Annotated in this window: 16 protein-coding genes; 2 read left to right on the top strand and 14 right to left on the bottom strand. The window is 61.9% G+C overall.

What is annotated here, in order from left to right; translation table 11 throughout:
* Position 1: 1 nt before the first annotated feature.
* The 12 genes from murC to coq7 all read right to left on the bottom strand — a co-directional run bounded on the left by murC (position 2) and on the right by coq7 (position 14,128).
* Positions 2 to 1,405 carry a UDP-N-acetylmuramate--L-alanine ligase gene (gene murC, locus R8871_RS34670; protein WP_175054451.1) on the bottom strand — a complete coding sequence of 468 codons (1,404 nt, stop codon included), beginning with the start codon at positions 1,403 to 1,405 and terminating at the stop codon, positions 2 to 4.
* Positions 1,402 to 2,520 carry an undecaprenyldiphospho-muramoylpentapeptide beta-N-acetylglucosaminyltransferase gene (gene murG, locus R8871_RS34665; protein ID WP_054040787.1) on the bottom strand — a complete coding sequence of 373 codons (1,119 nt, stop codon included), beginning with the start codon at positions 2,518 to 2,520 and terminating at the stop codon, positions 1,402 to 1,404. The genes murC and murG overlap by 4 nt, the downstream gene beginning before the upstream one ends.
* Entirely contained in the window at positions 2,517 to 3,806 is a 1,290-nt protein-coding gene (gene ftsW / locus R8871_RS34660; protein WP_175054450.1) for a putative lipid II flippase FtsW, read from the bottom strand. Before ftsW ends, murG begins: the two co-directional genes overlap by 4 nt.
* Positions 3,803 to 5,317, bottom strand: coding sequence for a UDP-N-acetylmuramoyl-L-alanine--D-glutamate ligase (murD, locus tag R8871_RS34655; RefSeq protein WP_175054449.1), 1,515 nt, complete (start codon positions 5,315 to 5,317; stop codon positions 3,803 to 3,805). The genes ftsW and murD overlap by 4 nt, the downstream gene beginning before the upstream one ends.
* A gap of 23 nt (positions 5,318 to 5,340) precedes the next feature.
* On the bottom strand, positions 5,341 to 6,510 hold the full coding sequence (gene mraY / locus R8871_RS34650) for a phospho-N-acetylmuramoyl-pentapeptide-transferase (protein WP_175054448.1): 1,170 nt from the start codon (positions 6,508 to 6,510) through the stop codon (positions 5,341 to 5,343).
* A gap of 17 nt (positions 6,511 to 6,527) precedes the next feature.
* Complete coding sequence (locus tag R8871_RS34645; RefSeq protein WP_175054447.1) at positions 6,528 to 7,940, bottom strand: UDP-N-acetylmuramoyl-tripeptide--D-alanyl-D-alanine ligase; 1,413 nt, start codon at positions 7,938 to 7,940, stop codon at positions 6,528 to 6,530.
* Positions 7,937 to 9,484, bottom strand: a complete 1,548-nt coding sequence (locus R8871_RS34640; protein ID WP_175054446.1) for a UDP-N-acetylmuramoyl-L-alanyl-D-glutamate--2,6-diaminopimelate ligase — start codon at positions 9,482 to 9,484, stop codon at positions 7,937 to 7,939. Before R8871_RS34640 ends, R8871_RS34645 begins: the two co-directional genes overlap by 4 nt.
* Positions 9,481 to 11,346 carry a peptidoglycan D,D-transpeptidase FtsI family protein gene (locus R8871_RS34635; RefSeq protein ID WP_175054445.1) on the bottom strand — a complete coding sequence of 622 codons (1,866 nt, stop codon included), beginning with the start codon at positions 11,344 to 11,346 and terminating at the stop codon, positions 9,481 to 9,483. The genes R8871_RS34640 and R8871_RS34635 overlap by 4 nt, the downstream gene beginning before the upstream one ends.
* Positions 11,343 to 11,693 carry a cell division protein FtsL gene (ftsL, locus tag R8871_RS34630; RefSeq protein WP_115781101.1) on the bottom strand — a complete coding sequence of 117 codons (351 nt, stop codon included), beginning with the start codon at positions 11,691 to 11,693 and terminating at the stop codon, positions 11,343 to 11,345. The genes R8871_RS34635 and ftsL overlap by 4 nt, the downstream gene beginning before the upstream one ends.
* Positions 11,690 to 12,643 (bottom strand): 16S rRNA (cytosine(1402)-N(4))-methyltransferase RsmH, encoded by a 954-nt coding sequence (gene rsmH, locus R8871_RS34625; protein ID WP_175054444.1) that lies wholly within the window; start codon positions 12,641 to 12,643, stop codon positions 11,690 to 11,692. Before rsmH ends, ftsL begins: the two co-directional genes overlap by 4 nt.
* A gap of 15 nt (positions 12,644 to 12,658) precedes the next feature.
* Entirely contained in the window at positions 12,659 to 13,087 is a 429-nt protein-coding gene (gene mraZ / locus R8871_RS34620) for a division/cell wall cluster transcriptional repressor MraZ (RefSeq protein WP_025647927.1), read from the bottom strand.
* Positions 13,088 to 13,495: 408 nt separating this feature from the next.
* Positions 13,496 to 14,128, bottom strand: coding sequence for a 2-polyprenyl-3-methyl-6-methoxy-1,4-benzoquinone monooxygenase (gene coq7 / locus R8871_RS34615; protein WP_175054443.1), 633 nt, complete (start codon positions 14,126 to 14,128; stop codon positions 13,496 to 13,498).
* A gap of 302 nt (positions 14,129 to 14,430) precedes the next feature.
* Between coq7 and R8871_RS34610 the strand changes: the two genes are divergently transcribed.
* On the top strand, positions 14,431 to 15,615 hold the full coding sequence (locus tag R8871_RS34610; RefSeq protein ID WP_175054442.1) for a porin: 1,185 nt from the start codon (positions 14,431 to 14,433) through the stop codon (positions 15,613 to 15,615).
* 224 nt (positions 15,616 to 15,839) lie between these two features.
* On the opposite strand, the gene R8871_RS34605 is transcribed toward R8871_RS34610, so the two are convergent.
* Together R8871_RS34605 and R8871_RS34600 are read right to left on the bottom strand one after the other, a co-directional pair.
* Complete coding sequence (locus tag R8871_RS34605) at positions 15,840 to 17,513, bottom strand: long-chain fatty acid--CoA ligase (RefSeq protein ID WP_175054441.1); 1,674 nt, start codon at positions 17,511 to 17,513, stop codon at positions 15,840 to 15,842.
* 147 nt (positions 17,514 to 17,660) lie between these two features.
* Positions 17,661 to 19,739, bottom strand: a complete 2,079-nt coding sequence (locus tag R8871_RS34600) for a molybdopterin-containing oxidoreductase family protein (protein WP_175054440.1) — start codon at positions 19,737 to 19,739, stop codon at positions 17,661 to 17,663.
* A gap of 178 nt (positions 19,740 to 19,917) precedes the next feature.
* Between R8871_RS34600 and R8871_RS34595 the strand changes: the two genes are divergently transcribed.
* Positions 19,918 to 21,114: a M20 aminoacylase family protein gene (locus R8871_RS34595; RefSeq protein WP_175054439.1), complete on the top strand. Its 1,197-nt coding sequence runs from the start codon at positions 19,918 to 19,920 to the stop codon at positions 21,112 to 21,114.
* Positions 21,115 to 21,405 lie beyond the last annotated feature (291 nt).

The following is a 21,405-nucleotide window of genomic DNA, read 5'->3' as shown; positions in this document are numbered from 1 at the left end:
CTCACACCTTCGTCTCTTGCGCGAGGCGTCCCGGCACACCGCCGATCGAACCCGCGCCCATCGTGATCACCACATCGCCGTCGCGCACCACTGCTGAGAGCGCGTCCGGCACTTCATCCACCGTATCGACAAACACCGGTTCGACCTTGCCCGCCACGCGCAGTGCTCGCGCGAGAGCGCGGCCGTCCGCGGCGACGATCGGCGCTTCGCCGGCCGAATAAACTTCGGTCAGCACGAGCGCGTCGACGGTCGACAACACCTTCACAAAATCTTCGAAGCAATCGCGCGTGCGCGTGAAGCGATGCGGCTGGAAGGCCAGCACCAGGCGCCGCCCAGGAAACGCACCGCGCGCCGCCGCCACCGTCGCTGCCATTTCAACCGGGTGATGACCGTAGTCGTCGACCAGCGTGTACGCGCCCGCCGGTTTGCCTTCCGACACGACCGGGACTTCGCCGTAGCGTTGAAAGCGTCGGCCCACGCCGTTGAAATCCGCCAGCGCTCGCTGGATATCGGCATCTTTCACTTCAAGTTCAGTCGCAATTGCAATTGCGGCCAAAGCGTTTTGCACGTTGTGCTCGCCCGGCAGGTTCAAAACGATGTCGATCGGCGCCGCGTCTTCACGCATTGCCGTGAAATGCATCTTGCCGCCGCGCGCTTCGACATTGACCGCGCGCACTTGCGCGTCCGGCGCAAAACCGTAGCGGATGATCGGCTTCGACACGAACGGCAGGATCTCCTTCACGTTCGGATCGTCGACGCACAGCACCGCTATCCCATAGAACGGCAGACGATGCGTGAATTCAATGAACGCCTGCTTGAGCCGCGCGAAGTCGTGCCCATAGGTGTCCATGTGATCGGCGTCGATGTTCGTGATGACTTCGATCACCGGGAACAGATTCAGGAACGAGGCATCCGACTCATCCGCTTCGGCGACGATGAAATCGCCCGTACCCAACCGCGCATTCGCACCCGCGCTGATCAGGCGGCCGCCGATCACAAACGTCGGGTCGAGCCCGCCCGCCGCCAGCACGCTCGCCACCAACGAGGTGGTCGTGGTCTTGCCGTGCGTGCCGGCAATCGCGATGCCCTGCTTCAGGCGCATCAATTCCGCGAGCATCACCGCGCGCGGCACGATCGGAATGCGGCGATGACGCGCGGCCAGCACTTCCGGGTTGTCGCTGCGCACTGCCGTGGAAACAACCACAGCGTTCGCACCTTCGATGTTCTCTGCCGCGTGACCGATCGCGATGCGCGCGCCGAGCGCAGCGAGACGATCGGTAATCGGGTTGCTCGTGAGATCCGAGCCGCTCACCTGATAGCCGAGGTTGACCAGCACCTCCGCGATGCCGCTCATGCCGACACCGCCGATGCCGACAAAGTGAATATGTTTGACGATGTGTTTCATTGCTTTCCTTCTGGGCTCGCGCCCGAAATCGAACCCGCCACAGTCGCGCAAATCTGCGCGACCTGTTCCGTGGCGTCGGGTTTCGCGAGCGAGCGCGAACGCTCTGCCATCTCTGCGAGGGTCTCTCGCGTCTGGCTGCGCAACCAGTCGGCGAGCATTTCCGCCGACAGATCGCGTTGCTGCACGACCAGCGCCGCGCCGTTATCGGCGAGGAACGCTGCATTAGTGGTTTGGTGATCGTCTACTGCAAATGGGAACGGCACGAAGAATGCCGCCACCCCTACTGCTGAAATCTCCGACACCGTCATCGCACCCGACCGGCAGATCACCAGATCCGCGTTCGCGTACGCGCTCGTCATGTCGTCGATGAAAGGCACAAGTTCTACATCGGCACCGGCCTGCAGGCCCGCTGCCGCATAGTTCTCACGCAGTGCTTCAATATGCTTCGCGCCCGCCTGATGCACGATGCGCGGACGTTCATTCGGCGCCAGCAGCGCAACCGCGCGCGGCACCACTTCATTCAACGCCGCCGCGCCCAGACTGCCGCCCACCACCAGCACATTCAGCGGACCGCTGCGCGCTGCGTAGCGTGCTTTGGGTGCAATTGCGCCCGCAAGTTCCGCACGAATCGGGTTTCCAGTCCATTCGCCGTGCGGCAGCGCATTGGGGAATGCAACCAGCACGCGTTTCGCGACTTTCGCGAGCACCTTGTTGGCGAGACCCGCAATCGAATTCTGTTCATGCAGCACCAGCGGACGGCCGCTCAACGCGGTCATCAAACCGGCCGGAAACGTGATGTAACCGCCCATGCCCAGCACGACGTCCGGCTTCACGCGACGCAGCACACTCAAACTCTGCGAGCAGGCGCGCAGCAGATTCAGCGGCAACATCAGCTTGGTCTTCAGACCCTTGCCGCGCAGTCCGCCAAAGCGCACGTATTCCATCGGGATGCCGTGCTTTGGCACCAGCGTGGCTTCCATGCCCGCAGGATTGCCGAGCCATACGACCTTCCAGCCCCACGCCTGCATCAGGTGCGCGACCGCGAGCCCCGGGAACACATGTCCCCCGGTGCCACCGGCCATCACCATCAGCGTGCGTTGCGGGAGAGCGGTCATACCTTCCCTCCACGCATCAACACCCGGTTCTCGTAATCCACGCGCATCAACACCGCCACCGCCACGCAGTTCAGCACGATGCCCGAGCCGCCGTAGCTAACGAGCGGCAACGTGAGGCCTTTCGTCGGCAGCAGGCCGAGGTTCACGCCCATGTTGATAAAGGTCTGCGCGCCGAACCAGATGCCGATACCCTTCGCGACCAGCCCGGCAAAGGTGCGGTCAAGTGCGAGCGCCTGACGGCCGATCTCGAACGAACGGCGCACGATCCAGTAGAACATCAGGATCACGACGAGCACACCGACAAAACCTAGCTCCTCGCCGATCACCGCGAGGATGAAGTCGGTATGCGCTTCCGGCAGGTAGTTGAGCTTCTCGACACTGCCGCCCAATCCCACGCCAAACCACTCGCCGCGCCCGAACGCGATCAGCGAGTGCGTCAGTTGATAGGCCTTGCCTTGCGCGTAACGGTCGTCCCATGGATCGAGGTAAGCGAAGATCCGCTCGCGACGCCACGGCGACGCCCACACCAGCAAGCTGAAAGTACCAACCGCAGTCGCCACAAGACCGCCGAACAGCTTGCCGTTCACGCCGCCGAGGAACAGCACGCCCATCGCAATCGCGGCGATCACCATGAACGCGCCCATGTCCGGCTCGAGCAGCAGCAACGCGCCGACGAGACCCACGGCAACCGCCATCGGCAGAAAGCCCTTGGCGAAGCTGTGCATGTATTCCTGCTTGCGCACCGTGTAGTTCGCCGCGTAAATCGTCACGGCGAGCTTCATGATTTCCGACGGCTGCATGTTCGTGATGCCGAGCGGAATCCAGCGACGCGCGCCGTTCACGCCCTTGCCGACATGCGGGATCAGCACGATCACCAGCGCGGCCAGCGAAATCAGGAACAGCTTCGGCGCGTACTTATCCCACGTCGAGATCGGAATACGGAACGACACGACGCCGATCACCGAGCCCATCACCACGAAAATGATCTGGCGCACGAGGAAAGCGTAGTCGCGATACGACGCGTACTTCGGCGAATCGGGCATCGCGATCGACGCCGAATACACCATCACGACGCCGAGCCCAAGCAAGGCGACGACCACCCACAGCAGCGAGTGATCGTAGTCGAGCATCCGCGAGCGCAGCGGACGCACGCCGTTCACGGCGCTCGCAAGACCACTGCCGCCCGAGCGACCGGAGGCGCGACCCGTGCTACCCGCGCCGCTTGTATCACCATTGCCGGCACGGGAGCCGGCCAGGCGCGAACCGAAGCGTTCCGACCAGCTCATATCATCGTCCCCCGTTCAGCCGCGATGTCTTCCACCGTGCTGCGAAACACCTGCGCGCGATGGGCGTAACCCTTGAACATGTCAAAGCTCGCGCAAGCCGGCGACAGCAACACGGCGTCCCCGGGTTGCGCCAATGCGGTGGCGGCCCGCGTCGCTTCTTCGAGCGTCGCGTGGTCGGTCATCGCGATACCGGTGTCTTCCAGCGCGGCGCGGATCTGCGGCGCGTCGCGGCCGATCAGCATCACGGCGCGGCACCATCGCATCACCGGCTCGGCGAGCGGCTCGAAATCCTGACCCTTGCCGTCGCCACCGGCGATCAGGACCGCACGTTGAGCGAGGCCGTCGAGCGCGGCAACCGTTGCGCCGACATTGGTGCCCTTGCTGTCGTCGACATAATCGACGCCTTCGATCGACGCAATCAATTCCACCCGATGCGGCTCGCCACGGTATTCGCGCAGGCCGTGCAGGAGCGGCGCGCCAGGCAGACCGATCGCGCGCGCCAATGCATACGCGGCCAATGCGTTGGCGGCGTTGTGCAGGCCGCGGATACGCAATGCATCCGCCGGCATCAGGCGTTTGAGCGCGATGTTCTTCGGTGCCGCCACTTCGTTCTTGCGACGGCGCGTCGGCACGGGTTCGTCGCTCACGTCGCGATCGTGCGCTTCGACCAGCCAGATCATGCCGTTGTCGCGCAGCAGACCATAGTCGCCGTCGTTCTTCGGCTCGGTCACGCCGAAGGTGACCATCGCGGCATCGTTATCGGCCGAGGGCGCGAGCGCCATCACGCGGGCGTCGTCACGATTCAGCACGCGCACGGTTTGTGTACCGAAGATGCGACCCTTCGCGGCAGCGTATGCATCGAGGCCGCCGTGCCAGTCCAGGTGATCTTGCGTGATGTTCAGAACGACCGCCGCATCCGGCGCAAACGTGTGTGCGGTTTCCAGCTGGAAGCTCGACAGTTCCAGCACCCACACGTCGGGCAACGCGGTGTTGTCGATCGCTTCGCTGAGCTTGTCGAGCGCGGCCGGGCTGATGTTGCCTGCCACCGCGACCTTCTTGCCGGCGCGTTCGCACAAGAGGCCGGTGAGGCTCGTCGTCGTGGTCTTGCCGTTGGTGCCGGTGATCGCAATCACCTTCGGCGCGTAACCGCTTTCGCCAAGCGTCTTCAATGCTTGCGCGAAGAATTCGAGTTCGCCCCAGACAGGGATGTCCCGCTCACGCGCCGCCGTGATGAGCGGCAGCAAGTCAGCGGCGAGCGGCGACAAGCCCGGGCTGATCGCCACGAGTTCGACACCTTCGAGCAACGAAAGCGAGAACGGGCCGCCGACGAATTCAGCATCGACGCTGTGCGCTTCCAAGGCGGACAGGTTCGGCGGCACCTCGCGCGTATCGGCCACACGCAGCCGACAGCCGTGCCGCGCGCACCAGCGCGCCATCGCGAGACCGGATTCACCGAGTCCCAGCACGAGCACCATCGGCTTTTGCCGATCCCGAAACTTCTCGCCAAACATCGCCTGCTTCCCCTAAATACGACTTAACGCAACTTGAGCGTGGACAAACCGAACAGACACAACATCAAGGTGATGATCCAGAAACGCACCACCACCTGCGTTTCCTTCCAGCCCGACAATTCAAAATGGTGATGCAGCGGCGCCATCTTGAAGAGACGCCGGCCTTCGCCGTAACGGCGCTTGGTAAATTTGAACCACGTCACCTGCAACATCACGGAGAGTGTCTCCGCGACGAAAATGCCGCCCATGATGAAGAGCACAATTTCCTGACGCACGATCACGGCGACCGTGCCAAGCGCGCCGCCGAGCGCGAGCGCCCCGACGTCGCCCATGAACATCTGCGCCGGGTGAGTGTTGAACCAGAGGAACGCGAGCCCTGCCCCACCCATCGCAGAACAGAAGATCAGCAACTCGCCGGCACCGGCGATATGCGGAAACAGCAGGTATTTCGAATAGACCGAACTACCCATGACATAAGCGAACACACCGAGCGATGCCCCGACCAGCACGACCGGCATGATCACGAGGCCGTCGAGGCCGTCGGTGAGGTTCACCGCGTTACTCGCGCCGACGATCACCAGATACGTCAGTACGATGAAGCCCCACACACCGAGCGGATAGCTGATCGATTTGACGAACGGCAGCATCAGGTCGGCGCGCGCCGGCAAGCCCATCGACAAACCGCTGCGCACCCACGCCATGAACAGGTCGAACACGCGCACGTTGCTCGCTTCGGACACGCTGAACGCGAGGTACACCGCTGCGAACAGTCCGATCACCGACTGCCAGAAATACTTTTCGCGCGACGACATCCCGCGCGGGTCCTTGTAGACCACCTTGCGGTAATCGTCGACCCAGCCGATCACGCCAAAACCGAACGTGACGAGAATCACGATCCAGATGAAACGGTTGGTCAGATCGGCCCACAGCAACGTTGCCACGGCGATACCGAGCAGAATCAACACGCCGCCCATCGTCGGCGTGCCGGATTTGACGAGGTGCGTTTGCGGCCCGTCTTTACGAACGGCCTGACCGACCTTCATCGCGGTCAGCTTACGGATCACGGCCGGGCCACAGAAGAGCCCGATCAACAGCGCAGTGATGGTGGCCATCACTGCACGGAAAGTCAGATAACTGAACACGCGCAAGAAGCTTGCGTCATTCTGCAGCCATTGCGCCAGCGCCAGTAGCATGCTTCGGTCCTTCTATTTCAATGTGCAGCGGGCGCATTGCCCGCTGCGTTGGGTTGTGGACTCGTTACGGCGTCCACCACGCGTTCCATTTGCATGAAGCGCGAGCCTTTCACGAGAAGCGTTGCAGCGGCGCCAAAACCCGCCTGCTGCAATTGCGCGACCAGCGTGCCGACATCGGCCACGTGATGCGCGCCCGTGCCATACGCCGTGCAGGCGTCGCGCGAGGCGTCGCCCATGGCGTACAACACGTCGATACCGCGTTCTTTGGCGTAGGCACCGATTTCACGGTGAAACGCTGGGCCGTTGTCGCCGACTTCGCCCATGTCGCCCATCACCAGCACGCGCGGCGATGCGCGCGACGCGAGCACGTCGATCGCTGCGCGCATCGAATCAGGGTTGGCGTTGTAGGTGTCGTCGATCACGGTTGCGCCGGCGAGTGTGCCGAGCGCAGCGCGCTTCACCTGCAGACGGCCTTTCACGGCGCCGAACGATTCGAGGCCGCGCTTGATCGCGTCGAGCGATACGCCTGCGGCGAGCGCAGCCGATGTCGCGGCCAACGCGTTGTGCGCGTTGTGATCGCCGAGCACTTGCAGCGTGACGTCGACGTGGCCTTCCGCTGTGTCGATGCTCAGAACATTGCCGGTGAACGTGCCGGTTACTGCGGCTTCGGTCACGCGCTCGGCGGTGTTCAAAGCGAAGTCGATGATCCGATTGCCGGTTGCCGCGACACGCCAGATGCTCGCGTAGGCATCATCGGCCGGGAACACGGCGACGCCTTCCGGCGAGAGCGCGTGAATCACGCTGGCGTGTTCGAGCGCAACGGCTTCGACTGTCGCCATGAATTCCTGGTGCTCGCGCTGTGCGTTGTTCACCACCGAGACCGTCGGCTCGGCGATCTTCGCTAGCAGCGAGGTTTCGCCCGGATGGTTCATGCCGAGTTCGACCACCGCCAGCTGATGCCCGGCGTGCAGACGGAACAGCGTGAGCGGCAAGCCGATATCGTTGTTGAAGTTGCCAGCAGTTGCGAGGCGTGCGTCGGCGCCGACCGCGGCAGCGAAGATCGACGCGGTCATTTCCTTGACCGTCGTCTTGCCGTTGCTGCCCGTCACGGCGACGAGCGGCATGCTGAATGTGCGTCGCCAGCCGCGCGCAAGTGCGCCGAGCGCGACACGCGTATCGGCTACGCGCAAAGCAGGCACATGCCAGTCTTGCGGCGTGCGCGTCACCAGTGCCGCCGTGACGTTGCGCGATGCGACGTCCGGCAGGAAATCGTGCGCGTCGAAACGCTCACCCTTGATCGCGACGAACAGATCGCCCGGACCGGCGCTGCGGCTATCGGTCGAAACGCGGTCGAACGTGACGCTGTCGTCACCCAGCACGGTGGCGCCGGGGATCAGTGCAGCAGCTTCACGCAGCGAGAACATGGTCATTCGCCACCTCCGCGTACGTGCGTTGCCCGTGCGGCGAGCGCAAGGCGAGCATGGTCCTGATCGGAGAAAGCGCGCTTCTTACCCATGATTTCCTGTGTTGCTTCATGCCCCTTGCCGGCCAGCACGATGACATCTTCGCGCGCGGCGCCGCGGATCGCTTGCAGGATCGCGCTCGCGCGGTCCTCGATACGACGAGCCTTCGACGCGTCTTTCATTCCTGCGGCGATCTGCTCGATGATCGACTGCGGATCTTCGCTGCGCGGGTTGTCGCTGGTTACGACCACGCCGTCGGCGAGCTTCTCGGCGATGGCGCCCATCAACGGACGCTTGGTCGCGTCGCGATCGCCACCGCAGCCGAACATGCAGATCAGTTCGCCGCCGCGTGCGGCCGCCATCGGGCGTAGTGCTTCCAACGTCTTTTCCAATGCGTCCGGCGTGTGCGCGTAATCGATCACGACGAGCGGCTCGTCGTTCTGCAAGCGGCCGCCGAGACGTTGCATGCGGCCATTTACCGGTTCGAGTTTCGCCAGTTCGGCAAGCGCGGCGTCGAACGGCACATCGGCTGCAAGCAATGCGCCGAGTACGCCAAGCAGATTGCTGACGTTGAAAGCGCCGAGCGTTTGCACTTCGACGTCGGCGTTGCCCCAGTCGGATGTGGTCAGGTGAAACGCGGTGCCGGTGGCGGTGGCGCGCACGTTCGAGGCGAGCAGCAGCGCGTCGGCTTGCGGCGCGTCTTTGAGCGTTTCGTCGAGACCGTAGGCGATCGTGCGAGCATGGCCCTTCGTGCTCGCGAGCAGCCGACGACCGGTGGCATCGTCACGGTTGATCACCGCCGCGCGCAGCTCCGGCCATGCGAACAGGCGCGCCTTGGCAGTTTCATAGGCTTCGAACGTGCCGTGGTAGTCGAGGTGGTCTTGCGTGAGATTCGTGAACACGGCGATGTCGAACGCCGTGCCGTTCACGCGGCCTTGATGCAGCGCGTGGGACGACACTTCCATCGCCACCGCCTGGGCGCCGGCGTCGCGCAACTGCGCAAGACTGCGCTGCAATTGCGGCGCATCGGGCGTCGTGAAGCCGGTGTGCACGAGTTGCCCCGGCAGACCGGTGCCAAGCGTGCCGATGATTGCGCAACGCTTGCCGAGCGCGGTCAAGGCCGCCGAGATCCATTGGCTGCAGGAGGTCTTGCCGTTAGTGCCGGTGATGCCGACCGCCAGCATGCCGTCGCTCGGATCGTTATACCAGGCGCTCGCAATCGAACCGGCGAGTTCGTTCAACGCCGGCACGGCCAGCGTAGTGGACGAGTCGATCGCACCGCCAAAACCTTCGGGCTGAACCAGCACGGCCGCCGCGCCACGCTCGATCGCGCCATCGATGAACGGACGGTTGTCCGCACCATCAACCGCATAGGCGAAAAACGCGTCACCCGCCGCAAGCGAACGCGTGTCGGCGTGCAGATGCGCGCCTGGCTGCACGCGAGCGTGCAGCCAGTTGAGTGCGTCGGCAATTTGCCGGTGCGCTGGGTGCTTCTTACGCAGCGCGCTCATCGCACAACTCCGGGATGGCTTTTCGCGTTGGCGGCAATCGTCATTTTCTTCGCGCCTGCGCTGGTGGAAAGTTTCTTGACCGTTGCGGGCGAGGGCGGTGCGCTTGGCGCGGCAGGCGCCGAGTCGTCCGACACGACCATCTGTTTGACCGGCATATCCGGCGGCACATTCAGCGAACGCAGCGTATCGCCGACAATCGACGAGAACACCGGACCGGACACCTGACCGCCGAAGTGGCTGCCCGCTGTCGGTTCGTCGACCGACACGGCGACGACGATGCGCGGATTCGGCATCGGCGCCATGCCGACGAACGAAGCGCGGTACTTGGAGTGGTCGTAGCCGTGAGCACCATGCTTGTACGCGGTACCGCTCTTGCCGCCGACGCGATAGCCCGGCACGGCCGCATCCGGCGACGTACCGCCCGGCGCCGTGACGGTTTCGAGCATCGCGCGCACTTCGCGAGCGGTGGTGGGTGCAAAAATTTGCGGCCCCGTTGCCGGCTGATCGCCAGGCGTGCGGAAAATCGACACCGGCATGATCTCGCCGTCATGCGCGATTGCGGTGTAAGCACGGCCCAACTGGAACAGCGACACCGACAGGCCGTAGCCGTACGACATGGTCGCCTGTTCGATGCGGCGCCAGCTCTTCCACGGACGCAGGCGGCCCGCCGCCGCGCCCGGGAAGCCGACCTTCGGCGCCTGGCCGAGACCGATGCTGGTGTACATGTTCCACATCTCTTCGGGCTTGAGCTGCATGGCGATCTTCGTCGCGCCGATGTTGCTCGACTTCTGGATCACGCCGCCAACTGTCAGCACGCCGAACGCGCTGTCGTCGGTAATCGGCGCACCGTCGAGCACAAAGCGGCCCGGCCCCGTATCTACCAGTGTAGTCGGCGTCACGCGGTGCAGGTCGAGCGCGAGCGACACCGTGAACGGCTTCATGATCGAGCCCGGTTCGAAGGTGTCCGTGAGGATGCGGTTGCGCAGCTGGTCGCCCGTGAGGTGCGAACGGTCGTTCGGGTTGTACGTCGGGTAGTTAACCAGTGCGAGCACTTCGCCGGTCCGCACGTCGATCACCATCGCCGCGCCGGCCTTCGCCTTGAACTTCTCGACGGCTGCTTTCAGGTTCGTATACGCGATGTACTGGATCTTGCTGTCGATCGAGAGATCCACGTCCTGCCCGTTATGCGGCACGACCTGCTCATCCACATCTTCGATGATGTGGCCCATGCGGTCTTTAATGACGCGACGGCTGCCCGACATGCCGGCCAGCAACTTCTGGTCGCCGAGTTCGACGCCTTCCTGGCCTTCGTCTTCCACATTGGTGAAGCCGATCAGGTGAGCCGTGATCTCGCCTTCCGGATAGAAGCGCTTGTATTCGTCGCGCGCGTAAATGCCGGGGATGTCCAGTTCGGTGACTTTCTCGGCGACGTCGACCGGCACCTGGCGCTTCACATAAACGAAGTTCTTGTCCTCGGACAGCTTGGCGCGCAACTCCTTGTTCGTCATGCCGAGAAGCTTGCCGAGCTGGTTCAGCTTGTCGGCGCCGAGGTCGTCCGGCACCGAGTCCGGAATTGCCCAGATCGCGCGCACCGGCAGACTCGTGGCAAGCACGAGGCCGTTGCGGTCGAGAATCTTGCCGCGCGTGGCCGGCAGTTCGAGCCGGCGCTGATAGCGGATTTCACCCTGCTTCTGATAGAAGGCGTTGCCCGGCCCCTGAATCCAGAAGGCGCGCGCGGTCAGCGCCACAAACGCCATGAACAGCATGAAGACGACGAGTTTCGAGCGCCACATGGGCAGGCGCACCGACAGGATCGGGTTCGCCGAAAAGGCGACGCTTTTGCGAGTCGACGATTTTTTCATCGCACGCCTCCGCGACGGCTCGCGACCGGCGCCGACGCCGGCCCGGAAGTCGGGATCGGTGCGTCCTCAGCCTTGGCCGCGCCCGGGTCGAGCGTCAGGTACTGGGTGCGCCCGGTCGTGACCGATTGCATCTTCAGGGAATCAGTGGCGATCTGCTCGATGCGCGAAGTCTTCGACAACGCGCTCTGCTGATATTGAAGCTGTGAGTAATCCTGCTGCAGCTGGCGCTCCTGCGATTGCGCGCGTTGCAACTGGATAAAGATCTGACGCTGCTGATTGGTAGCGTTAACGACAGACAAAGCGCAGCCCATCACGATCATCAGCAGGAAGATATTGAGGCGGCTCATGGCGCGATCCGCTCCGCCACACGCATCACGGCAGAACGGGCGCGCGGGTTCGCGGCGACTTCAGCGTCGCTGGCGAACACGCGGCCAATGATTTTGAGCGGAGGGCTCGGCAGATCGACTGCACGAATCGGCAGACGGCGATCCACCGCGGGCGTACTGGCGTGCGCCTGCATGAATCGTTTGACGATCCGGTCCTCGAGCGAATGAAAGCTGATGACCACCAGCCGCCCCCCTTGCTCCAACAGCGACAACGCTGCTTCTAAAACGACTTGCAGCTCCGCAAGCTCTTGATTGATGTGAATCCGTATAGCTTGAAAGGTGCGGGTTGCCGGATCCTTGCCCTTCTCACGGGTTTTGACGACGTTAGCCACGATTTGGGCAAGCTCGCCCGTGCTGACGAGAGGCCCAAGACGGTCGGACTCTGCCCGGCGAGCAACAAGCGCCTTTGCAATCTGAAAAGCAAACCGTTCTTCCCCATAATCTCGTATCACCTCCGTCAGTTCCTGCACCGTGGCCCGCGCCAGCCAGTCAGCAGCAGACTCGCCGCGCGTCGGGTCCATCCGCATGTCGAGCGGGCCGTCGGCGCGGAAACTGAAACCCCGCTCCGGATCGTCGACTTGCGGCGACGACACACCCAGATCCAGCAAAACACCCGACACCCGCCCTACCCCGCGCTCCGCAATTGCGTCACGCAGTGAAGCAAAACTCTCGTGCACGATGCCAAAGCGCGGATCCGTAATCTGCTGAGCCGTGGCAATGGCGAGCGGGTCTTTGTCGAACGCGATCAGGCGCCCGGCTTCACCCAGCTTCTCCAGCACCAGACGGCTATGACCGCCGCGCCCAAACGTACCGTCCACATAAACGCCGTCCGCGCGCGTGACCAGCGCTTCGACTGCCTCTTCCAGCAGCACCGTGCGATGCTGCAATTCGTTTCCCATCGCAGGTGCCATATATGTAGTCCGCGATCAGAACGTGAAATTCTTTAACGCTTCGGGCATGCCCTCGGCGATCGCTGCCTGTTCCTTTGCTGCGTAAATTTGTGCGTCCCACAATTCGAAGTGACGACCCATGCCGAGCAGGTTCACTTCCTTTTCCAGCGAGCCGGCCGCGCGCAATTCCGGCGACACGAGCACGCGACCCGCACCGTCCATATCGACGTCCATGGCATTGCCGAGAAAAATGCGCTTCCACCAGGCCGCGTTCATAGGCAGCTTGTCGACCTTGTCGCGAAAGATCTCCCACTCCGGGCGCGGAAAGAGCAACAGGCAGCCGTCCGGGTGCTTGGTAATCGTCACCCGGCCCTCTGCCTGTGTTTGCAGCGCATCCCGATAACGAGAGGGAATCGACATCCGCCCTTTCGCATCGAGCGTCAGCGCCGACGCCCCTTGGAACACTTCGCTCTCCCTGTCGGCGTTTTTTCGCCGGCTGTCCGATTCGTGAAAATCTACCCGAAACCACCCGTGAGATCACACAAAAATACACTTTCTCACACTGTCTCCCACTTTAGAGTAACGCTAAACAGGGGTCAAGGGAGATACACGCTTTTCGAGCGAATTTTGTTTGTTAGAACAAGGACTTAGCGCGACTCCTTCACGTCAGACATAAAACGGAAAACCGTTATAAATGAATGAGCTAGTGAAACTTGTGAAGGTGATACGTGAAAAGTGCGAGGGAAAGGCGCGGAATGTAAGAGATCGTGAAGCGGGATCGGGAGGTGTTTGCTGGCGTTCCGGGTATTTCGGGCGGACGGCGCGCGAGGCGCCATCCCACTCTCAGGCGGTGCGTGAGCAGAAGTCTCGAACTTATAGGTAATAGGCGGTGCGGGTCATGACTTTCGATACTGCCCGCATCAGCGCGCGTGCGGGGAACGGCAACTCGACGCCACCTGCGTCCATAGCGGATTTACCGTGCTCCGCTTCATCTACGCGCATCTGTTCGACGATCGCGCGCGACTCGCGGTCGGCCGCGGGCAACTGATCCAGATGGCTATCCAGATGCTGCTCGACCTGGCGCTCGGTTTCGGCCATGAAGCCGAGACTCACCCGATCACCCATGCGGCCCGCAGCGAGGCCGATTGCCAGCGCACCTGTATACCAGAGCGGGTTCAACAGACTTGGGCGCGAATCGAGCGCCTCAAGGCGTTTGGCGGTCCACGCCAGATGATCCTCTTCTTCCATGGCAGCGTGATTAAACACAGCCCGCAAAGACGGCGACCTGGTTGCGAGTTTCTGAGCCTGGTAAAGCGCTTGGGCGCACACCTCGCCGACGTGATTTACACGCATCAAACCGGCCGCATGCGCGCGCTCCGCTGGAGAGAGCTCGACCGGTTCCGCCGCCGATTCTTGCGGAATGGGTAATGGACGGCTCATCCGCGACACGCCGGTCATTGAGCGTAAACCCCGATCAAACTCGCTAATCAACTCGTCCAGAAACATTCAGCACTCCCTGATTCGACAACCGCCCCGCCGCGCTGACCGGCCCACGCGACAAGGCTTTGCTGGGTAAACCCGGCTTCGCGAAGACCTTGAATTCAAACGATTCCGACGGCCAATTTCAGATTTTAGACCATGTTGCGTAAACGAAACAGGACTGGTCCTGGCCGTCTCCTTTTTCTTTGTGCCATGTATGCCTTTTGTTACATTACGTGCAACTTCTCGCGAAGTTGGACAAGCAAGGCCTCAACGCTAGACAAATATTCGCCTTGTACAAAAGATTCGTAATCCTTGGAGATCATTCGATGAAAAAGTCGCTTCTCGCTCTCGCAGCACTGGGCGCATTCGCAGGCGTCGCACATGCTCAGAGCAGCGTGACCCTGTACGGCATTATTGATGAAGGCTTCAACATCAACACCAACTCGGGTGGCAAGCACCTGTACAACCTGTCCAGCGGCGTCATGCAAGGCTCGCGTTTCGGCCTGCGCGGCACGGAAGATCTGGGCGGCGGTCTGAAGGCAATCTTCGTGTTGGAAAACGGCTTTGACGTGAACACCGGCAAGCTGGGTCAAGGCAGCCTGATGTTCGGTCGTCAAGCTTACGTCGGCCTGTCGAGCCAGTTCGGTACGGTCACGCTGGGTCGTCAGTACGACTCCGTCGTCGACTACGTCGGTCCGCTGGAAGCCGGTGACCAGTGGGGCGGCTACATCGCTGCTCACCCGGGTGACATCGACAACTTCAACAACGCGTACCGCACCAACAACACGGTCAAGTACACGAGCGCGAACTACGGCGGCCTGACGTTCGGCGGCACGTACAGCTTCGGCGGCCAAGCTGGCAACTTTACCGGCAACCAAATCTGGTCGTTCGGCGCTGGCTACAACAACGGTCCGTTGGTCTTGGGCCTCGGCTACTTGAACGCACGCACCCCGGCAGCTTCGGGTGGCCTGTTCAACAACGGTGGCACGGCAGCAACGAACACGGGCGCCCTGTCGAACTTCGCTGTGACGTCGCCGGTCTACGCTGGCTTCGCTTCGGCTAACACGTACCAGGTGATCGGTGCAGGCGGCGCGTATACGTTCGGCGCAGCAACGATCGGTGCGACGTACTCGAACATCCGCTTCGCCAACCTGGGCGTGGCGTTCGCATCGCCGTTCAAGGGCCAATCGGCTACGTTCAACAACGCAGAACTCAACTTCAAGTATCAGTTGACCCCGGCGTTGCTGGTCGGCGCAGCGTATGACTACACGCGCGGCGCGGAAATCAACGGCGCATCGCGTGCTCAGTACCACCAAGGTTCGGTTGGCGTGGATTACTTCCTGTCCAAGCGTACCGACGTGTACGTGATCGGTGTGTACCAACACGCTCTGGGCGAAACGCTGAGCGTAACGGGTGCTACGGTCAACGCAACGGCTGGCATCAACGGCCTGTCGGGTTCGCAGAACCAGAACCAACTCGCAGCTCGCGTTGGTATCCGTCACAAGTTCTAATAAGTCGTAATAAAGCAGTTTGCCTCAAAGGCGCCTTCGGGCGCCTTTTTTTATGGCTGCGCGCCGCGTCGCGCGGTCCGCTGCTTTGCATGAAATGCGGCGACTCAAAGAGAAAGGCCCGGCAGACTTCTGTCTGCCGGGCCTTTCTCTCTTTCTTTCACTCAGTGCATTACTTCGTGCCGGCTTTGGCCGCGGCGCCGATGAGCCTGATGCGCGCGACTCACTTACGCCCGGCCGTCGCGCAACTCGCGACGCAGAATCTTGCCGACGTTGCTCTTGGGCAGTTCAGTCCGGAATTCGACGATCTTCGGCCGCTTGTAGCCGGTCAATTGCTGTTTGCAATACGCGAAGATGTCCGCATCGGTAAGCGCCTGATCCTTCTTCACAACAAACAGCTTCACTGCTTCGCCTGAATGCTGATCCGGCACGCCGACCGCGGCGACTTCGAACACACCGGGCAGCTTGGCAACCACGTCTTCGATCTCGTTCGGATAGACGTTGAAACCGGAGACCAGAATCATGTCCTTCTTCCGATCGACGATCTTGACGAAGCCATTTTCGTTCATCAGACCGACATCGCCCGATTTGAAGAAGCCATCCGGCGTCATGACCTTGGCCGTTTCGTCCGGACGATTCCAGTAACCCGCCATCACCTGCGGGCCACGGATACAGATTTCTCCCGGCTGGCCGAGCGGCACCTCGTTGCCTTCGTCGTCGCGAATCGAGATTTCCGTCGACGGCAGCGGCAAGCCGATCGTGCCGCTATATTCCGTGACAGTGACCGGATTGCAAGTGACGCACGGCGAGGTCTCCGACAGACCGTAACCCTCGATGATCGGCGTGTGCGTGTGCTCGAACCAGCGCTTGGCGACCGCTTCCTGGACCGCCATGCCGCCGCCATTTGCTGCGATCAGCTTCGAAAAATCGAGTTTGTGGAAGTCCGGGCTGTTCAGCATCGCGTTGTACAGCGTATTGACGGCGGGAATCGTCGTGATCGGGTAGCCTTCGAGCGCCTTGATCATGCCGGGGATGTCGCGCGGATTCGGAATCAGCACACCAAGCCCCCCGGTACGGATCGTCAGCAGCCCGCAGACCGTCAGCGCAAAGACGTGGTAAAGCGGCAAAGCAACGACCGTGACGAACTGATCGATGTCCTTGCGATTAGCGCGAACCGGATCGAGCCAGATTTCCGACTGCAGTACATTAGCGATCAGGTTCCGATGCAGGAGCGTCGCGCCTTTGGCCACGCCGGTCGTGCCGCCCGTGTACTGGAGAAACGCGACGTCGTCCGGACCTTGTTGGACCGGTTTGAAGCTCTGGCGACCACCTTCGGTGATCGCGGTGTTGAATTTGACGTGACCCGGCAGACTCCACGCCGGCACCATCTTCTTCACGCGCCGAACGACAAAGTTCACCAGCGTGCCCTTCACGCCCATCAGATCGCCCATAGCGGCGACGACGACGTGCTTGACCGATGTATTGCGCACGATCGCCTGCAGCGTGACAGCGAAGTTTTCGAGCAGGATGATCGCTTCCGCGCCGCTGTCCTTGAGTTGATGCTCGAGCTCCCGCGGGGTGTAGAGCGGGTTCACATTCACCACCACGTAGCCCGCGCGCAAGATCGCCGCAATCGCGACAGGATATTGCAGCACGTTCGGCATCATGATCGCGATGCGCGCGCCACGGGCAAGGCCCTTCGACTGAAACCACGCGGCCAGCTTGCGCGAGAGCTCGTCGAGCTCGCCGTAGCTGATTTCCTTGCCCATGCAGACGAACGCCGGTTTGGCGCGGTGGTCGCGGAAGGCTTCTTCAAGCAGTTCGGCGACGGACGAATAGCGAGTCGGATCAATCTCTGCGGGAACGCCGGGTGGATAAGATTTCAGCCAGATTTTGTCCATGCAGCGTCTCCTCCTTTATTTTCGAATGGTCGTGCTAAAAACGCATCGTAGCATGGGCATCCCTGTGCTATCCGTGAAAAGCGGCCAGGTTAGACTGCAACCTCGAACCCGCTGCGAGCCATTGCGGCGAGATTTTTGAACGTGTTTTCAGGCGCGTTCGACTTCGACGAGGCAGTCGTAGAACGTGGCCGATCCACCCAAGTCAGTGAGGGCCTGGCTGGTGACCTGATTCGCGTTGCGGCCGTCGGGCGCGAGCTTCTTCCACCAGATCGACAGGCCGACCACGAGCCCTTTACGTGTCTTCTCGGTGACACGGGCGCGCGCCTGCATTGCGCCGCGATCGTTGAATATGCGCACCTGGTCACCGTCGGCGATGTTTCGCTGCTGCGCGTCGAACGGGTGGATGTCCAAGTGCGGCTCGCCCTCTGTCGAGCGCAGGCTTTCGATGTTCACAAAGGTGCTGTTGAGGAAGTTACGGGCAGGCGGCGAGATCATCGCAAGCGGGTAACGGGCGGCGAGCTCCGGTGCACCGTCTTCGGATTCGTAAGGCGGCAGGTAGTCGGGCAACGGATCGAGCCCTTGCTGCGCGAGGCGCTCGCTGAAGAACTCGCATTTGCCGGACGGCGTGCGAAAGCCGCCCTCGGCGAATGGCGCGTCAGGGAGGTTCAGCGCTGCCCAGCCGGTTTTCTTTAGCGAGTCCCAGTTCACGCCTTCCAAAGTTTTGTCGTTCCAGCGGAAAGCAGACTGCGCGATAGCGTCGTCGCTCTCGTAAAGCGCCGGTTCCTCTAGGCCCATGTGGCGCGCAAGGCCGCGGAAGATCTCCGTGTTCGGGCGCGCTTCGCCGACCGGCGCGATCGCCGGCAAATTGACCATCACGTGCGTGTGGCCGTACGACTTGTGCACGTCAAGGTGCTCCAACTGCGTCGTGGCAGGCAGAAGCAGATCGGCGTAGTCCGCAGTATCGGTCTGAAAGTGCTCGAGGACGATCGTGAACAGGTCTTCGCGTGCAAAACCAGCGGCGACCCGTTCCGAGTCCGGCGCGACCGCCACCGGGTTCGAGTTGTAGACGATGATCGCCTCGAGTTTCGGACCGAACGTGGTATCGCCCGGATGCAGCAGCGCATCGCCGATTGCGTTCATATTGATGACGCGCGAAGTCTTGGCGGGCCAGCCCGGCATCAGGTCCGGGCGCTGCAACGCGTGCGAATCCACCGGGGCCCATCCGCCCGATGACAGCAGCACACCACCCGCCCGTTCGCGCCATGCGCCTGTCAGCGAAGGCAGGCAGGCGATTGCGCGCACTGCGTTACCGCCGCCACGCACCCGCTGCAGGCCATAGTTCATCCGGATCGCGGCCTTTTTCGTGCTGCCGTATAGGCGCGCAAGATCGACGATCACTTGCTCGTCGACACCGCAGATTTGAGCAGCACGTGCCGGCGGATAACTGAGCGCGCGATCCTTCAGTTCTGCAAAGCCCAAGGTATGAGCCGCGATGTAGGCGTGATCGAGCAGATTTTCCGTGATCAACACGTTCATCATGCCGAGCGCCAAAGCGCCGTCGGTTCCCGGTTTCAGTGCAATGTGCTGGTGGCACTTTTCCGCCGTCAGCGACCGGTATGGATCGATCGCGATCAGCCTTGCACCGCGGCGCTTGGCTTCCTGGGCGCGCGTCCAGAAGTGCAGGTTCGACGCGATGGGATTTGAGCCCCAGATGAGGATGACCTCGCTTTCGCCAAAAAACTCGGTGAGCATGCCAATGCCCGCGCCGTAGGTGTATTTCAGCCCCGCCGCACCGGCGGCTGCACAAATCGTGCGGTCCAACTGCGATGCGCCAAGTTTGTGAAAAAACCGCTGCGCAATGCTGTCGCCCTGAACCAGGCCCATCGTGCCGGCGTAGCTGTAGGGCACGATGGCTTCAGGCGCACGGCTCGCGATCTCCGACAGGCGTGCCGCGGCGAGCTCAAATGCCTCATCCCAACTGATCGGCTCAAAACGGCCTTCGCCTTTGCGGCCGACGCGCTTCATCGGAGTCGTCAACCGATGCGGATGGTGCACCCGCTCGGCGTAGCGGCTGACTTTGGTACATAGCGCGCCTTGAGTCGGCGGGTGATCGGGATCGCCGACGACCTTGATCGCCCGTCCACCTTCGACGGTCACGCGCATCGCGCAGGTATCAGGGCAATCGTGCGGGCACACCGCGCGGGCGAATTCAGTCGGAGCATTCATCGGCGATCCGTCAAGGAGAGCAGTAAGCGATGGGGCAATCCCGAATTTTATTACTTCCGTGGCCCGTTGACCTGCATGGTGCCGCCAAAAACGCCTTCGGCGTAGAATCGGTTATCAACGTGCCCGGGCAATATGGCCCCGAGCGACTCCACGCAAAGCAAAGCACAAGTGCACCATCATGAAACTGATCCCAGAAATCCAGGCCGCTCACGGCGAAATCCAAACCCTTCGACGAACGATTCATGCCCACCCCGAGTTGCGTTACGAAGAAACGGCAACGGCGGATCTGGTCGCCAGGACACTTGAATCCTGGGGCATCGAAACTCATCGCGGATTGGGTAAAACGGGCGTAGTCGGCGTACTGAAGCGCGGCAACGGATCGCGCTCGATCGGACTGCGCGCAGACATGGATGCGCTGCCGATTCAGGAGCTAAACAGCTTCGACCATCGCTCGCAGAACGACGGCAAAATGCACGCGTGCGGCCATGACGGACATACCGCGATGCTGCTCGGCGCCGCGCGGCATCTGGCCAAACATAGCGAGTTTGACGGCACGATCGTATTCATCTTTCAACCAGCAGAGGAAGGCGGCGCCGGCGCGCAGGCAATGATCGACGACGGCCTGTTCACGACGTTTCCGGTCGATGCGGTCTTCGGCATTCACAACTGGCCGGGCATGCCGTCAGGCCACTTCGGCGTGACCGAAGGCCCGATCATGGCGTCCAGCAACGAATTTCGCATTGAAATCAAAGGCGTGGGTTCGCACGCGGCACTGCCGCACAACGGCCGCGACCCCGTGTTTACCGCGGTTCAGATTGCGAGCGGGCTGCAGAGCATCATCACGCGAAACAAGAAACCGCTCGATACCGCTGTATTGTCGATCACTCAGATTCACGCCGGCGACGCCCTCAATGTCGTCCCGGACGATGCGTGGATTGCAGGGACCGTGCGGACGTTTACCACCGAAACGCTCGATCTGATCGAAACACGCATGCGCAAGATCGCCGAGAGCACGGCCGAGGCTTATGACTGCTCGGTCGATATCCACTTCCATCGAAACTATCCACCGACCATCAACAGCAGCGAAGAGACCCGCTTCGCGGCGTCGGTCATGAAGGAAATTGTCGGCGCGGAAAATGTCGATGACTCAGTCGAACCGACAATGGGTGCCGAGGATTTTTCATTCATGCTGCTGGCGAAGCCGGGCTGTTACGCATTTCTCGGTAACGGCGACGGCGGTCACCGGGACTCAGGACATGGTGCCGGACCTTGCATGTTGCATAACGCGAGCTATGACTTCAACGACGAGTTGTTGCCAATCGGCTCGACGTATTGGGTTCGGCTGGCACAGCGATTTCTGGCGCAGGGGAAATAAGGCGGCTGAGCGGATCTGGTCGACGGCCTGTGTTTCGGCCGTTGCTGCTGCTGCGCGTATGTCGGCGCTATTGACGTTGGACCTGCGTATCTGGAACTGACAGGGTACGCGAACGCGCTGCGGATCGGGAAGGAGTGAGCGGTTTTCCTGACGGAATTTTCAGGGGCGCAGATTTGCGTTGGTAAACGCAGAAACCCCACCTTTATGGGGTGGGGTTTCTGATGCTGCAGGGGAGCCTGACGATTACCTACTTTCACACGGGAATCCGCACTATCATCGGCGTGGAGTCGT

It is taken from the genome of Paraburkholderia sediminicola, from assembly GCF_902859805.1.
Classification (GTDB): Bacteria; Pseudomonadota; Gammaproteobacteria; order Burkholderiales; family Burkholderiaceae; genus Paraburkholderia; species Paraburkholderia sediminicola.
This window is presented reverse-complemented; position numbering and strand designations above follow the sequence as displayed.

What these genes read in the sequence shown, in the direction of transcription:
- murC (WP_175054451.1), bottom strand. Translation starts at nt 1,405, where the DNA reads ATGAAACACATCGTCAAACATATTCACTTTGTCGGCATCGGCGGTGTC.
- murG (WP_054040787.1), bottom strand. Translation starts at nt 2,520, where the DNA reads ATGACCGCTCTCCCGCAACGCACGCTGATGGTGATGGCCGGTGGCACC.
- ftsW (WP_175054450.1), bottom strand. Translation starts at nt 3,806, where the DNA reads ATGAGCTGGTCGGAACGCTTCGGTTCGCGCCTGGCCGGCTCCCGTGCC.
- murD (WP_175054449.1), bottom strand. Translation starts at nt 5,317, where the DNA reads ATGTTTGGCGAGAAGTTTCGGGATCGGCAAAAGCCGATGGTGCTCGTG.
- mraY (WP_175054448.1), bottom strand. Translation starts at nt 6,510, where the DNA reads ATGCTACTGGCGCTGGCGCAATGGCTGCAGAATGACGCAAGCTTCTTG.
- R8871_RS34645 (WP_175054447.1), bottom strand. Translation starts at nt 7,940, where the DNA reads ATGACCATGTTCTCGCTGCGTGAAGCTGCTGCACTGATCCCCGGCGCC.
- R8871_RS34640 (WP_175054446.1), bottom strand. Translation starts at nt 9,484, where the DNA reads ATGAGCGCGCTGCGTAAGAAGCACCCAGCGCACCGGCAAATTGCCGAC.
- R8871_RS34635 (WP_175054445.1), bottom strand. Translation starts at nt 11,346, where the DNA reads ATGAAAAAATCGTCGACTCGCAAAAGCGTCGCCTTTTCGGCGAACCCG.
- ftsL (WP_115781101.1), bottom strand. Translation starts at nt 11,693, where the DNA reads ATGAGCCGCCTCAATATCTTCCTGCTGATGATCGTGATGGGCTGCGCT.
- rsmH (WP_175054444.1), bottom strand. Translation starts at nt 12,643, where the DNA reads ATGGCACCTGCGATGGGAAACGAATTGCAGCATCGCACGGTGCTGCTG.
- coq7 (WP_175054443.1), bottom strand. Translation starts at nt 14,128, where the DNA reads ATGTTTCTGGACGAGTTGATTAGCGAGTTTGATCGGGGTTTACGCTCA.
- R8871_RS34610 (WP_175054442.1), top strand. Translation starts at nt 14,431, where the DNA reads ATGAAAAAGTCGCTTCTCGCTCTCGCAGCACTGGGCGCATTCGCAGGC.
- R8871_RS34605 (WP_175054441.1), bottom strand. Translation starts at nt 17,513, where the DNA reads ATGGACAAAATCTGGCTGAAATCTTATCCACCCGGCGTTCCCGCAGAG.
- R8871_RS34600 (WP_175054440.1), bottom strand. Translation starts at nt 19,739, where the DNA reads ATGAATGCTCCGACTGAATTCGCCCGCGCGGTGTGCCCGCACGATTGC.
- R8871_RS34595 (WP_175054439.1), top strand. Translation starts at nt 19,918, where the DNA reads ATGAAACTGATCCCAGAAATCCAGGCCGCTCACGGCGAAATCCAAACC.